13 protein-coding genes are annotated in these 14348 nt (G+C 62.5%); 7 read left to right on the top strand and 6 right to left on the bottom strand.

Annotated elements, in window-relative coordinates:
- The first annotated feature begins 34 nt into the window (after positions 1-34).
- The 6 genes from rpoS (at position 35) to IZU87_RS08185 (ending at position 6261) form a co-directional block, all read left to right on the top strand.
- Positions 35-1012, top strand: a complete 978-nt coding sequence (gene rpoS / locus IZU87_RS08210; protein WP_043331399.1) for an RNA polymerase sigma factor RpoS — start codon at positions 35-37, stop codon at positions 1010-1012.
- A gap of 383 nt (positions 1013-1395) precedes the next feature.
- Positions 1396-2766: a TolC family outer membrane protein gene (locus tag IZU87_RS08205; protein WP_107336201.1), complete on the top strand. Its 1371-nt coding sequence runs from the start codon at positions 1396-1398 to the stop codon at positions 2764-2766.
- Positions 2767-3145: 379 nt separating this feature from the next.
- On the top strand, positions 3146-4297 hold the full coding sequence (gene alr / locus IZU87_RS08200) for an alanine racemase (protein ID WP_213114231.1): 1152 nt from the start codon (positions 3146-3148) through the stop codon (positions 4295-4297).
- Between the two features lie 60 nt (positions 4298-4357).
- Positions 4358-5275, top strand: a complete 918-nt coding sequence (gene lpxL, locus IZU87_RS08195; protein ID WP_054555555.1) for an LpxL/LpxP family Kdo(2)-lipid IV(A) lauroyl/palmitoleoyl acyltransferase — start codon at positions 4358-4360, stop codon at positions 5273-5275.
- A gap of 8 nt (positions 5276-5283) precedes the next feature.
- Positions 5284-5667 (top strand): TlpA family protein disulfide reductase, encoded by a 384-nt coding sequence (locus IZU87_RS08190; protein WP_043331395.1) that lies wholly within the window; start codon positions 5284-5286, stop codon positions 5665-5667.
- 432 nt (positions 5668-6099) lie between these two features.
- Positions 6100-6261, top strand: a complete 162-nt coding sequence (locus tag IZU87_RS08185; protein ID WP_043331394.1) for a DUF1328 domain-containing protein — start codon at positions 6100-6102, stop codon at positions 6259-6261.
- A gap of 186 nt (positions 6262-6447) precedes the next feature.
- Here IZU87_RS08185 and IZU87_RS08180 read toward each other — a convergent pair whose 3' ends face one another.
- From IZU87_RS08180 to IZU87_RS08160, 5 genes are all read right to left on the bottom strand, one after another.
- Entirely contained in the window at positions 6448-7797 is a 1350-nt protein-coding gene (locus IZU87_RS08180; RefSeq protein WP_213114230.1) for a DUF2254 domain-containing protein, read from the bottom strand.
- 342 nt (positions 7798-8139) lie between these two features.
- A complete protein-coding gene (gene ettA / locus IZU87_RS08175) occupies positions 8140-9801 on the bottom strand; it encodes an energy-dependent translational throttle protein EttA (RefSeq protein WP_043331392.1) in 1662 nt (553 codons plus the stop codon).
- Positions 9802-9994: 193 nt separating this feature from the next.
- Positions 9995-10240, bottom strand: coding sequence for a PA3496 family putative envelope integrity protein (locus IZU87_RS08170; RefSeq protein WP_043331391.1), 246 nt, complete (start codon positions 10238-10240; stop codon positions 9995-9997).
- Positions 10241-10539: 299 nt separating this feature from the next.
- Positions 10540-10980 carry a PAS sensor domain-containing protein gene (locus IZU87_RS08165; protein ID WP_043331389.1) on the bottom strand — a complete coding sequence of 147 codons (441 nt, stop codon included), beginning with the start codon at positions 10978-10980 and terminating at the stop codon, positions 10540-10542.
- Positions 10981-11250: 270 nt separating this feature from the next.
- Positions 11251-12558 (bottom strand): MFS transporter, encoded by a 1308-nt coding sequence (locus IZU87_RS08160; protein ID WP_249330500.1) that lies wholly within the window; start codon positions 12556-12558, stop codon positions 11251-11253.
- A gap of 353 nt (positions 12559-12911) precedes the next feature.
- On the opposite strand from IZU87_RS08160, the gene IZU87_RS08155 reads away from it, so the two are divergent.
- Complete coding sequence (locus tag IZU87_RS08155; protein ID WP_054555551.1) at positions 12912-13235, top strand: Rdx family protein; 324 nt, start codon at positions 12912-12914, stop codon at positions 13233-13235.
- 38 nt (positions 13236-13273) lie between these two features.
- On the opposite strand, the gene IZU87_RS08150 is transcribed toward IZU87_RS08155, so the two are convergent.
- Positions 13274-14299, bottom strand: a complete 1026-nt coding sequence (locus IZU87_RS08150; RefSeq protein WP_213114228.1) for a zinc transporter ZntB — start codon at positions 14297-14299, stop codon at positions 13274-13276.
- Positions 14300-14348 lie beyond the last annotated feature (49 nt).

Raw genomic sequence — 14348 nt, 5'->3', positions numbered from 1 at the left:
CCTGGCACCAGACCAGAGACAACGGGGTATCGACATGAGCATGCTGGAAAAGGATATCGATCAGGCTGAGGTTGAGTTGTCCCTTGAGGATGTCGAGGAGGACGACGATACGCTTGAGGCAGAAGCGGAAGAGGCGGCATTCGAACGCGCCTTGAATCGTGAAGAGCGCAAGCACTACCAAAGCCTAGATGCGACCCAGATCTACCTCAACGAGATTGGTTTTTCCCCGTTGCTCAAGCCCGAGGAGGAGGTCTACTTCGGGCGCCTGGCACAGGCGGGCGACCCCGCCGGTCGTCAGCGCATGATCGAGTCGAACCTGCGTCTGGTGGTCAAGATCGCGCGGCGCTATCTGAATCGTGGTCTGTCGCTGCTCGATCTGATCGAGGAGGGCAATCTGGGGCTTATCCGCGCGGTGGAGAAGTTCGACCCCGAGCGGGGGTTCCGTTTCTCGACCTACGCCACCTGGTGGATTCGCCAGACCATCGAGCGGGCGCTGATGAATCAGACGCGCACCATTCGTCTGCCGATTCATGTCGTCAAGGAACTCAACATCTACCTGCGTGCCGCGCGCCAGCTGACCCAGAAACTGGATCACGAGGCCACCGCGGAGGAGATTGCCGACTTCCTTGACAAGCCGGTCGATACCGTCAAGAAGATGCTGGGGCTCAATGAGCGCGTGTCATCCGTCGACTACCCGATGGGCGGCGAGAGCGACAAGCCGCTGATCGAGACCATCGCCGACGAGAATGACACCAGCCCGGAGTCCAGTCTGGTGGATGTCGACGTCAAGGCGCATGTCGATGAGTGGCTGGCGGAACTGACCGAGAAGCAGATGGAAGTGGTGGTGCGCCGCTTCGGGCTGCGCGGTCATGAAGCCGCGACGCTGGAGGAAGTGGGCGAGGAGATCGGTCTGACGCGTGAGCGGGTGCGTCAGATTCAGGTCGAGGCGCTCAAGAAGCTGCGGCGCATGCTCGAGAAGCAGGGGCTGACGCTCGAATCCATCTTTGAATGATGCGCGGGCACAGTCGTCATGGCTGTCGATACCCTGATGCAGGTTGCCAGTGAAAACGGCCCGCTCGTGATCCGAGTGGGCCGTTTTCATATTGTGTCATCATTATTCTGGCAGAGTGGGGGCATTCTGACGCACTGCGCTCGAGTACAGGATGCCCCATGACACTGTTGTCAATTTGGAAACGCTGTATCGTGCAACAAAGTTAGCCAACTAACTGGACGCCCAAAAGAGCGACGATTAGACTAAGGCCACTTTTTCCACGACCCGCTTGAGCAGGGCTGAGGCAGTAGTCCAGCCGATGTGTGAGCTACCTTTTACCTTGTCCTGGTGCTTTCGAGGCGCCATGCAGGTCACGACTGTCACTGATCAGGAACAACGCATACATGGCCAACATTCGCATACTGCCACTGGTGCTGGCGATGGGTTTTGCGACCCAGGCTCAGGCTGCCAATCTGCTCGACATCACGCGTGATGCATTGACCCATAACGCCAGCCTGTCCTCTTCTCGCTCGCTCTATCAGAGCGTCGAGGACAATGAGCGTATCGAGCTTGCTGACCTGCTGCCCCAGATCACTGCCACGGGAACCGTGTCGCGTACCGATGTCACCGGCAATTCCCAGAGCGGCACCGAAGGCGATTACACCGACAGCAATATCGTGGTCAACGTCAACCAGCAGCTGTTCGATGCCGCCGACTGGTATGAGCTCGCGACCAGCAAGGACACCACCCGTCAGCAGAAACTGCTGCTGGATTCCGATCAGCAGCAGCTGCTCTATGACGTGGCGTCTGCCTATTTCACCATCCTGAACAATCGTGATGTGCTTGATGCGCGTATCGCTCAGGAAAAGGCCTTCTCTCGCCAGCTGGACCAGGCCAATCAGCAGTTCGAGGTAGGCCTGATCGCGATCACGGATGTGCAGGAAGCCAAGGCATCATTCGATGATGCGCGTGCCCAGCGTATCGCGGCCGAAGCCGATCTCCAGGTCAGCTTCGAGGCCCTGCAGCAGCTGACGGGCCAGCAGTACGATTCCATCGATGGCCTGGAAGAAGATCTGGCGATCGAAGCGCCGGTGCCGGCCAGCCGCGGCAAGTGGGTCGAGATGGCATTGTCCAACAACCCGCTGATCGGTGCTGCCCAGAAGGGTGTCGATGTCGCCAGAGGCGATGTGAAAACCTCCCGCGCAGGCCACCTGCCGGAAGTCGGCGCCTTCGCGACCTACTCCTACGATGAAACCGACATCGATACTGCCGGGGGGTATCAGGAATACAACCAGATCGGTATCCAGGCCTCCCTGCCGATCTATACCGGTGGCCGCACCTCCGCCCAGGTACGTCAGAGCACCCATCTGCTAGAGCAGAGCCAGTACGACTTGCTCGACCAGCAGCGCTCCACCACCCAGAGTGTGCGTTCGCTCTACAGCCAGGTGCGCAGCGACGTCCTGACCGTCAAGGCGCGCAAGCAGGCGATCGTCTCCAGCCGCAGTGCACTGGAAGCGACTCGCTCCGGTTATGAAGTCGGCACCCGTAACATCGTCGACGTGCTGGACGCCGAGCAGGCCCTGTATCAGGCGCTGGCGGACTACGCCTCTTCGCGTTACACCTATGTGCTCGACCTGCTCAACCTGCGTCAGGCGGCAGGTATCATCGATATCAACAGCGTGCGTGACCTCAACGAGAGTCTCAAGGCAGATCGTCAGGTGTCCCTGGTGCTGAATGATGAGAGCTCCGACGAGCTGGAAAACGCGACGCCCTGATCGTCCTGCGCTGGCTATCGCCACGTGCTGCATGCACCCCCACAGGCCCTGCCTGCGGGGGTGCATGCGTTTGGGGGCATGCGTTTGGGGGCATCAGTTGGTCAGGCCACTGATCGTCAGGCATGTGTCCATCAGGCAAGTGATGGTCAGACAGCAAGGCGCCAAAAAGCAGCGCGCAAGGGCAGCGCGGCCTGGAGGTAGGCGGTTTTGCGGTGGTTTCGGTCGAAAATCCTGCATGTGTTTTAACAGGCAGTGGTTTCTGTCGGTGATTTGGGGAAAGTTTGGTGGTTTTCAGCGTGACCTGACGGCGATGATGGAAAATAATTGAGGGGCTTGCTCTGCTGTCTGTCATTTTCACCGATCACCCTGGAGTCCCCTCATGTCCCGCCCACTGCGCGCTGATATTGATCTCGATGCACTGCGTCACAACTATCAGCTGGCCTGCGAGCTGGCGCCGCATTCGCGCGCCCTGGCCGTGATCAAGGCGGACGCCTACGGGCATGGTGCGGTGGCGTGCGCGCAGGCACTGGCGGATCTCGCCCCCGCCTTTGCGGTAGCCACGATTGAAGAGGCGCTGGCGCTGCGGGCGGGCGGCATCTCTCATCCGGTCGTGTTGCTTGAGGGGGTGTTCGAGGCCGCGGAGTACGCCTTAACGGCCGAGCATGACTTCTGGTGCGCCATCCACAGCGAATGGCAGCTGGCGGCCCTCGAAAAGAGTGAGCTTGCGCAGCCCTTGTCCTGCTGGATCAAGTTCGACTCAGGCATGCATCGTCTCGGCTTCACGGCCGAGCAGGTGCTGGACGCCAAGGCGCGCCTCGAGGCGTGTGGCAAGGCGCGTGATCTGCACCTGATGACGCACTTCGCCAGCGCTGACAGCCTGACGCCGGACTACTTCCAGCAGCAGATGGCGGCGGTGACGGCCCTGGCGGCCCAGGCAGAGCTGCCGCTGTGTCTGGCCAACTCTCCGGCGACGCTTGCCTGGCCAGAGACGCATGCGGCCTGGAACCGCCCGGGCATCATGCTCTACGGAGCAGACCCGCTGGAAGGCGCCAATGATGCCAGTCGGCGCCTGAAGCCGGTGATGACGCTGTCTTCGGCCATCATCGCCGTGCGTGAGATCGCCATCGGCGAGCCGGTAGGGTACTCGGGGCGCTTCGTGGCGACGCGTCCGACGCGTATCGGTGTCGTCGCCTGCGGTTATGGTGATGGCTATGATCGCCACGCCGTGGATGGTACGCCAGTGCTGGTGGATGGTCAGGAAACGGTGCTGGCCGGCAAGGTGTCGATGGACATGCTGACGGTGGATATCACGGACCTGCCCGAGGCGGGTGTCGGTTCACGTGTGGTGCTGTGGGGCGAGGGGCTTGAGGTCAATCGCGTCGCCGCCAGCTGCGACACCATCAGCTATACACTGCTGACGGGGCTGCTGCCGCGCGTGCCCAGACACTATCATGGCGGCGTTGGCAGTGCGGCGGACGACCAGGGTGTCGCGCAGTTGGCCAGCGCTCAGCCGCTGGATACGCACGCCTGACCTGACGGCAAGGCTCGCGCGGTCTACAATGGCCGCCGTTGCCCGTCGAACGAGAGAGTCATGGCCAAGAAGAGCTATCCCGAGAGTTTTGCACACCCCCGCTACTGGCTGACCTGGCTGGGCATCGGTGCCATGAAGGCTTCGGCCTATCTGCCCTGGTGCGCCAAGTTGTGGCTGGGGCGTGGCCTTGGTGAGCTGGCATGGCGCTTCGGCAAGCGTCGTCGTCACATCACCGACACCAATCTCAAGCTGTGCTTTCCCGAGTGGAGCGAGGCGGAGCGCGCGCGTCAGGTACGCAAGACCTTCCACGCCAACGGCATCGGTATCTTCGAGACGGCCACCGGCTGGTGTCGTGATCCTGAGCACATGCGTGATCGCGTGACCTTCAAGGGGCAGGAGCACATGGAGCGCGCCATGGCCCAGGGCAAGGGGGCGCTCATCGTGGGCATCCACTTCTCGACCCTGGATCTGGGCGGCGCACTGCACTCGCTGTTCTTCCCGGCCGATGTCGTCTATCGCCCCCATGACAACCCGCTGTTCGAGCGCTTCATGACCCGTGCGCGCAATCGCATCTTCGGGATCGCCATCGATCGTCACGACCTGCGGGGCGTGGTGCGTCGCATCAAGAGCGGCCATGGCGTGTGGTATTCACCGGATCAGGACTTCGGCCGCGAGGTCAGCGTGTTCGCGCCGTTCTTCGGCATCGATGCCGCCTCCATCAAGCTGACGGCCAAGATCGCCCGCATGACGGGCGCGCCGGTGATGCCCTTGATGTTCCACCGCAATCCGGACAATCGTACCTATACGCTGGAGTATCTGCCGGCGCTGGACAACTTCCCGAGTGGCGATGACGTCGCCGATGCCACGCGCATCAACGCCTTCATCGAAGGGGCGATCCGCAAGCATCCCGAGCAGTATCTGTGGCTGCACCGTCGCTTCAAGACACGTCCCGAGAAAACCGATCCGTCCCTGTACTGAGGTGAACCATGAGCAACGACATCTCTTCTCACGTCACCCTGGCCGAGGTGGAAGCACGGCTGGCCGCTGGCGATACCTTCGTGCTCAATCAGGTCGCGGAATGGTGCCCGGATTGCACCGAGCGTCAGCGTCCGGCATTGCCTGCCTTCGAGGCGGCGCTTGCCCGTGGCGGTCTGCCACTGGTGACCTTATGCGTGCAGCAGACCCGTGGGGTCTATCTCAGCGATGCTCATGCACAGCTGAGTGAGCGCATCGGTGGCGCGGGCTATCCACGCACCTTGCTGGTTCGCCACGGTCAGCCGGCGAGCCTAGACAGTGGATTGAACCGCGTCGAGGTGATGAGCGAGCCCGATCTCGTCGCCTACGCCGAGGCCTTGATCGCCGCGCTGTAGCGACCGATACCCCTGCATCGATCATCCGCCGCTGTCAGGGGGATGACACGAGTGATGCACACAGCAAAGGCCCCCGTTCGGCATCTCGCCGAACGGGGGCCTTTGCTGTGTAAGGCGGCACCCGACAAGCAACATCACCTGCCCGAGCTGCATGCGTGCGGTCAACCGAGTGCCGCCTATCGTGTGCCTATGACAAGACGTGCGGATGACGGAGCAGGCTTTCAACCCATCACAAGGGTTGAGGCAAATTCTTTTACTGAAGTGCGACATCATGTTGACAAAGCTTTAGTTTATTACCATCTTGGCAATAACGAGTCAGGTGGCTGACACGCCTCCTGATCGCCGCTTTCAGCACTCTGGAGTGCGCCTGAGGCGTCATCCGTCAGGGGCTGACTCCGCCGCGACAATTCTCACATGACATAAGGAATTGACATGCTCAACTACGCCATCATCTTTCTGATCGTCGCTGTCATTGCCGCCGTACTGGGCTTCGGCGGCATCGCCGGCACCGCAGCGACCATCGCCAAGGTCCTGTTCGTGATCTTCCTGGTGCTGTTCCTGGTGTCCTTCTTCAAGAGCCGCCGCAAGCCGTGAGGCTCTGAGCCCTGTCGCTGGTCAGGCTGACGGCAACAGGCCGCAAGCTGTCACGTGATCGGATAGTCGACTTTGAGACAGTACGGCTCACAGACAGTACGACTCAGAAATAGTACGACTCACAGACAGCAACGCCCGCGACGGTGATCGACCGTCGCGGGCGTCTTGCGTTCAGGCGCTGGTTTTTTACCACTGAGGGCTGGGCAGGTTCAGACGATGGTGACCGGCCTGCAGGCCGTGTTCGATGAAGCGACGATCCACCTCGAATTCGGCCTGGGCGAGAATCGCCTCCACCACCTTGTCGGCATGCTGTTGCAGCAGCACCAGATGGCCGTATTGCGCGCCCATCAGGGACAGGGTCTTCAACAGCTCCAGCAGGGCCAGACAGATCGAGAGGTCATCACGGCCATAATGCAGAATCGGCGTGATGGAGCGGTAGAGGAGGCTTGCGAAGGACTCCATCTGCCAGCTGACACGCACGGCCTTGTGATCATCCACGCAACAGTTGCACAGCGGCACCGACATGCGCTCGCTGAGCAGCTCCGTCAGCTGGTGCATGCACAGCCGTGCCGTGCCTGGGTCATTGATGCCGGGCGACAGCGCCTTGATGGCGACTTCCATCAGCTGGGTCAGGCCGTGCTCGTGCAGGTCCTCGACGGACTCCCCATCCAGATAGCCAAGCGCGGCACGCAGGTTCTTGATCAACTCGGCCTGCTGCTCTTCGTCGAGTTCTTCCCCCGCCGTCGCGCCCTCTGGCAGGCCGTTGGGCCACTCGATGCGCATCAAGGGCATGCCGCTGACGATGAAGGCGCCCAGCGCGAAATCCAGATGCACCACCATGTCATGCTTGATGGCCAGCTGGCGCAGCGCCGAGAAGTCGACCTGCTGGATGTAGCCGCGCCGGCGTGCCCGCAGCAGCTGGCACTGGTCGTCGTCACGGCTGACCACGCGCTCGCAGAAGCCATCGTCACGATTGCGCTGACGCAGGCGCTCCAGCGAGAGGCGGGTGCGGCCGGACAGGCGCCGCGCGACGGCGTTGATCTGCACCGACTGCGAGACCTGATGGATGAAGTAGACGAACATCCCCAGGCAATTGACCATCATCAGCACGCCCAGATAGACCGCCAGCGAGCGCCACAGGGTCGGGGAGTCGCCCGTATTGGGTACCATCAGGTTGACCAGCAGGAACAGCAGGCTGCCCAGGTAGTGGCCGAGTACCAGCTGGTGATGACGCTCGGTCACCAGGCCCAGCAGCAGCTTGTGGGAGAACTGCGCGCCGGCCTGGGTGAGTACGCTCATCACCATGGTGAAACTGAAGACCATCAGCGAGATAAGGCCGCCGACCAGCGCCGCCAGCAGGGTGCGCGGGGTGTCATGTTGCTTGAAGGTCAGTGCTTCGAAAAAGTCGCTATTCGGCAGCGAGGAAGGGTCCGGCAGCCCGGAGGGCATCACCGAGATCAGTCCCAGCAGGGTATAGACCATGGCCAGCATGCTGGGGAGATAGGCGATGCTGGTGGTCCAGGTTCGCAGCCACATGAGGGGTTGCTGTAGCCAGCGATTCATAGACGATTCCCGAACGGATGGATTGGCAAGCTACTGTTATGACGGCTCGCGCCGAGCACTGCAAGTCAGCATGACGTGCTGGCAGGAGGGTTCAGGGGGCGAGGAGGGGAGGAAAGAAGCAGAATAGGGCAGAGCAAAGCGGGCGGAACAGGGCGTACAGAGCGGCCAGAACCGAACAGGGCAGACTGAGCGGACGAACTGGAACGGACAGACTGGAACGAACAGCAGGGCCCGATGGCAAGACGCCCCCACCGGATGACCGGTGAGGGCGTCTAGCGGCTTGCGTCGATCAGCGTGGCTGACCCCGCCGGCTCATCAGGCGTCGATACGCTTGTACTTCATGCGCTTGGGAGCATCGTTGCCGACACGCGCGTGATAGTCCGCTTCGTACTCGGTATAGCTGCCTTCGAAGAACACCACGTTGGAGTCACCCTCGTAGGCGAGGATGTGGGTCGCGATGCGATCCAGGAACCAGCGATCGTGCGAGATGACCATCGCGCAGCCCGGGAAGGCCAGCAGAGCCTCTTCCAGTGCACGCAGAGTCTCGATGTCCAGGTCGTTGGACGGCTCATCCAGCAGCAGCACGTTGGCAGCCTGCTTCAGGGTCTGGGCCAGCTGCAGACGGCCACGCTCACCACCGGACAGATCAGACAGACGCTTCTGCTGGTCAGTGCCCTTGAAGTTGAAGCGGCCGACATAGGCGCGCGACGAGACTTCATGGCCATTGATGTTGAGCATGTCTTGACCGCCGGAGACGGCTTCCCAGACGGTCTGATTGTCTTCCAGACCATCACGCAGCTGCTCGACGTAGGCGACCTTGACGGTCTCGCCCAGCACGACTTCGCCGCTGTCCGGGGTGTCCTTGCCGGTCACCAGCTTGAACAGCGTGGACTTGCCCGCACCGTTGCCGCCGACGATACCGACGATGGCACCCTGAGGGATGGTGAAGGACAGATCATCGAACAGCAGCTTGTCGTCGAAACGCTTGGTGACGTTGTGCAGCTCGATGACCTTGTCGCCCAGGCGCGGTCCCGGCGGAATGTAGATCTCGTTGGTCTCGTTGCGCTTCTGGAAATCACCGGACTGCATTTCCTCGAAGCGGTTGAGACGCGCCTTGCTCTTGGCCTGACGGCCCTTGGGGTTCTGACGAACCCACTCGAGCTCCTGCTGGATGGCCTTGTTGCGCGAGGCTTCCTGCTTGGCTTCCTGCTGCAGGCGAGCGTCCTTCTGCTCGAGCCACGAGGAATAGTTGCCTTCGAAGGGGATGCCCTGGCCACGGTCCAGCTCGAGAATCCAGCCGGCGACGTTGTCGAGGAAGTAGCGGTCGTGGGTGATGGCGACCACGGTGCCGGAGTAGTCGTGCAGGAAGCGTTCCAGCCAGGCGACGGATTCGGCGTCCAGGTGGTTGGTCGGCTCGTCCAGCAGCAGCATGTCCGGGCTCGAGAGCAGCAGACGGCACAGTGCGACACGGCGGCGCTCACCACCGGACAGCACGCCGACATTGGCATCCCACGGCGGCAGGCGCAGTGCTTCGGCGGCCACTTCCAGCTTGCGCTCGAGGTTGTGGGCGTCGGAGGCCTGGATCAGGTCTTCCAGCTTGGCCTGACGCGCGGCGAGGGCATCGAAATCGGCGTCCGGCTCGGCGTAGGCGGCATAGACTTCATCAAGTTCGGTCTGGGCGTTCTTGATGTGGGCCAGGGATTCTTCCACGCACTCGCGCACGTTCTTGGAATCATCCAGTTCCGGCTCCTGGGGAAGGTAGCCGACATTCAGACCCGGCATGGGACGTGCTTCGCCGTTGTAGTCCTGATCGACGCCGGCCATGATGCGCAGCAGCGAGGACTTGCCCGAGCCGTTGAGACCGAGCACACCGATCTTGGCACCCGGGAAGAAGGACAGCGAGATGTCCTTGAGAATCTCGCGCTTCGGGGGAACGACCTTGCCCACCCGGTTCATGGTATAGACGTATTGCGCCATGGAATCCCAATTTGGTTGGAGAATGGAATGACGCGCAGATGATAGTGCCCGGCGTCACGCTTGGCCAGCCGGGCAGCCTGTGCCAGGCGAGCGCGGCGACTCACTGCATGACATTCCCTGTCCTGACGTCGACCCCTTCCATGGCCTGTCCGTTCCCTGGTATCCCTTCCCCTGCACGCCGCTGGCGGCGAGCTTACTCCTCTTCGCCCCAGTCGCTGGCGTCGATCAGATCATCGTCGTCGGCTTCATCGTCCCATCCTTCGCGGATGGAGCGAGCCAGGGCGCGCTCCTCGAGCAGGGCTTCAAGACGTTGGCGGGAGTCATTGCGTTGTGGCTTGGCAGGTGCGCTGGAGGGCGACAGCTCGAAGTCCACATCGGTGGGGCTGTCTTCGGCGAGTGCCGTGGCATCGATATCATCGAGGAATTGTTCACGGGCCATGGGCGGACCTCACGATCTTGGAACGACCTGCCCGATATCCAGCGCCTGGACTGGCCTATGATACCGGGCACCGCCAGCGGCGATGCGCCGAAGGCTCTCTGGCTATATACCGCCCGTTGACGAGGATGACAAGCCTTTCGCTCAGCCCGGCAGGGCTTTCGCCAGCTGCCAAAGGCGAGAGCCCCGCAATGACAACGCCCACCGGTGGGGTGGGCGTTGATGGTGCCATGCGGCACCAGATCTTCAGTGACTGCTCTTCAGTGACCGTTCTTCACTCAGCGGCCTTGAGCGTCCGGCGATCAGTTGGACTCGCTGGGGTGCTCCGCGCGCAGGCGTTCCAGCTCTTCCTTGGCGGTCATCAGGCCGGTGACATCCTTCTGGACGCCAACGAAATACTGCAGGTTGTCATGCTCATCGAAGACCGGTGTCATGGAAAGTTCATTCCAGAACAGGCTGCCATCCTTGCGATAGTTGCGCAGTATCTCGCGGCACGGGCGCTTGTCGCGCAGCGCGGCACGGATGTTGTCCAGCTGCGGCTGATCGCGGTCATCATTCTGCAGGAAGCGGCAATCGCGGTAGAGAATCTCGTCGGCGCTGTAACCGGTGAGGCGCTCGAATCCCTGATTCACGTAGATCAGGATGTTCTCATCGCCTTCCTGTTCCGCCACCACGATGCCATCGTCCGAGGCATTCACGACTCTCTCGAGCAGCTCGGGGCTGATCATGTGGGGTCTTTTCATCTGACTCTGATCCTTGCGGCTTAAGAACCCGGCCCTGAAGACAGAGCCCGAGAGTACGGGTATAGGGTGCCTGTCCGTGTGCCCGGACATTCCAGCACCATGATCGGTTTCACTATGGCGGGGAGACGCGGCTTATGCAATCGCAGCCGCTAATGTGACAGGGCCCGACATCGTCGTCAGGCCCTGTCAGCGTGAGAGTCGATCAGATAAATAAGGGGGAGAAGAGGGGGAATGGGTAACAGGGGAGCCGTCACGCCCGCCCCGGCATGTTCAGTCGTCCTCCACCTCCGGCAGGCGCTGTGCGCAGAGCGCGGCACAGGCCGCGACGACCGCCAGAATCATCAGCAACCATTCACTGCCCAGCCACTGGGCGAGCCCGCCGATCAATAGCCCCAGTACCAGCATCAGCACGCCGGTCAGGGTGTTGGAGAGCGCGACGTAGAGGGCACGGTTGTCAGAGGTGGCGAGATCGACCACGTAGGTCTTGCGTCCCAGGCGGATACCGGCGTGGGCGATCACCAGCAGCCCGTAGACCAGCGCGTAGCTCCAGATGTTGTCGGCCAGCGCCTGCGGCCACCAGGCCATGCTGCCGGCCAGGGCGCAGCAGACGGCAGCGCCGGCCCCTGCGTTGCGCATCACGCGGCGGCTGGAGGTGTCGGCCAGCCTGCCCCAGATGGGGCTGGCCAGCATGCCGGCCAGTCCTGACACCACCACCAGCACGCCCAGTCCGCCCAGGCTCTCACCGCTCTGCTGCTGGCCGAGCAAGGCGATATACGGCAGTGCCAGCGCGCTTGAGAGCAGCAGGGCGCGTGCCAGATTGAAGTTGCGGAAGGCGGCGTCATGCTTGAGCTGGATGACCCCGTCGCGCACTGTCTCCCAGGCATTGGCGCCGCCGCTGGTGGCGCCGCTGTCCTCGCGGATCATGGCGGCGCACAGGGCATTGAGTATCCAGCCCAGCGCCGCGATGGCCATCAGTATCGCCAGCACCTGCTGCCCGGGCTGCTCGCCCAGCAGCATCAAGGCGACGCCAGCCAGCAGGGTCATCGCCCCCGCCACACTGCCACTCCAGCCCATCAGGCGCCCGCGGCGTTTCTTGGCGATGGTCTTGCCCAGCACGTCCTTGGTGGCGATGGAGGCCACCCCGCGCCCGAGCGACAGCAGGATCAACAGGATCAGAACCAGGCTGCCCGCGAGGGTGCCATCAAGCCCGTGACGCGCGGCGAAGTTGCCCTCGGCAAGCAGGCTGATCATCACCAGCCCCAGTGCCATCAAGGCCTGGATGGAGGCCCCGGCGACCCACACCCACTTGCGTTGCGGCAGTGGGCGAATGAAGCCTGCCACCAGCAGCTGAGGCAGCAGGGCGCCCGCCTCGCGAATCGGCACCAGCAGCCCCACCATCCACACCGGCGCCCCGATCAACCCCAATAGCCACGGCAGCACCAGCCGCGCACTGGCCATCTCGTCGGCCAGCTTGGTGCCCAGCGAGGCCAGCAGGTGACGCCAGAAATTGCCGGGTTGCTGGTGGCAGGCATCCTCGGAGATGTCCTTGCACATGCGCGAATCTTCATCGCCGGTCATGCGCTCGAAGAAGCGACTCTGACCGCTGCCCGACGGCCTCTCGTGGGCTTTGTCTGCAGACTCCCGCTCAGTCTCGCGGTCTTGAGCGTCTGACGGTGAGGAGGCCTCGGTAGAGGAAGACAGGGGTGACATGTGGCCAGGGCTCCGCTATCGGCGTCATGTACGGGAAGTCGTGATGCAGATCACGCCCGTGCCGCCGGTTGAAGAAGGATCGATCGCAGTGCGACGTCACTGAAGGAATGACTGCGCCGAGTATAGTTTATGTACAGTTTGTGTGTAGGTTTTTGGTGTTGACCATTGCGCGACAGTGCAGTGAAGTGATCATTACATCATTGATTGGAGTAGGCACCACCATGGATCAGGCATCCACGCTGAAAGTCCGGATTCACTACTGCACCGGCTGCAACTGGCTGTTGCGTGCGGCCTGGTATGCACAGGAACTGCTGTCCACCTTCGGAGAAGACCTCGGTGAGGTGGCCTTGGCGCCGAGTCACGGCGGCCATTTCGAGGTGCTGTGCCAGGCCACCCCAGATTCGGAGTGGCTGGTACTGTGGGAGCGCAAGCGCGACGGCGGCTTCCCCGACAGTCGTGATCTCAAGCAGCGCGTGCGTGATGTCCTCGACCCTGAGCGCGATCTGGGCCATATCGACCGCGCCAGTCGTGAGCAGGGCTCGTAAGCAGCGCTTGCAAGCAGCTCGCTACGCCATGGGCGCGCTCACCACCATTTCTTGCGCTTGAGCAGCCACATCTGCATCGCGACCACGCCCAGCGTGATGCCGACGAAGGCAGCGAAGCCCCACTGGCTGTCGCTGCCCGGTATGCCGCCGACGTTGACCCCCAGCAGCCCGGTGAGAAAGCCCAGCGGCAGGAAGACGGCGGTGATGACCGACAGCAGATACATGCGCTGGTTGAGCTGCTCGTTGTGCTCGCTCATGCGCTGTTCATGGATGATCAGCGCGCGCTCCTGCATGGCCTGGAAATCCTCCACGTAGCGCGACAGCTGGTTGGCGATCTCGCGCAGGTCCAGACGCGCCTGTTCATCGATCCACAACGGCCCCTGGGAGAGTTGTGCCAGACAGTCGCGCTGCGGCCCCATGAAGCGTCGCAGGGTGATCAGGGGGCGCCGCAGGCGGGTAATGTCATCGGGGTCGATCTCGACATCATTGAGCTGGTCTTCCTCGATGATGGCGAGCTGCTCATCGAGGCGATGGCTGAGCTCCGCCACGCGATCGACCAGCGCATCGCTGAGCATCGCCAGCAGCCAGGAGATGCTTTCCGCGCCCTGGCCGGCCTCCAGTTGCTCACGCACCTGAGTGATCGACTGGAATGGCCGGCGGCGCAGGGTGATCAGGCGGGTCGGGCTCATCCACAGGCGCAGTGACAGCAGGTCCTCCGGCGCGGCGCCGGGATTGAGGTTGATGCCGCGCAGCGTGGTGACCATGCCGCCGCCGAAGCGCGCCACGCGCGGGCGGGTATCCAGCTCGGTCAGGGCCTCGATGCTCGGCTCATCCAGCTGGGCAAGGTCGTCCAGGTAGTCATTGACGTCACCGCGGGTGTAATCGAGGTGCATCCAGATCAGCGCGTCGGGGTCCTGCCATTGCTCACGCAGGCTGTCGTCATCGAGCAGGCTGGCGCCGCCCTTGCCATCCAGGCGATAGGCGCTGACCAGCGCCGTGGTCGGGGCATCTCCCGCAGGGGGCGCAGGTGTCGGCGCAGCTTGCGGATCGGTGGCATCAGTCATTCACGAAATTCCTTTTTGGTGGCGCGGCTTGCAGCAGCGGGCAGGGCAC

The organism is Cobetia sp. MC34, assembly GCF_018340035.1.
GTDB lineage: Bacteria > Pseudomonadota > Gammaproteobacteria > Pseudomonadales > Halomonadaceae > Cobetia > Cobetia amphilecti.
Note: the sequence above shows the minus strand (reverse complement) of the source record. Positions and strands in the feature narration are given on the sequence as shown.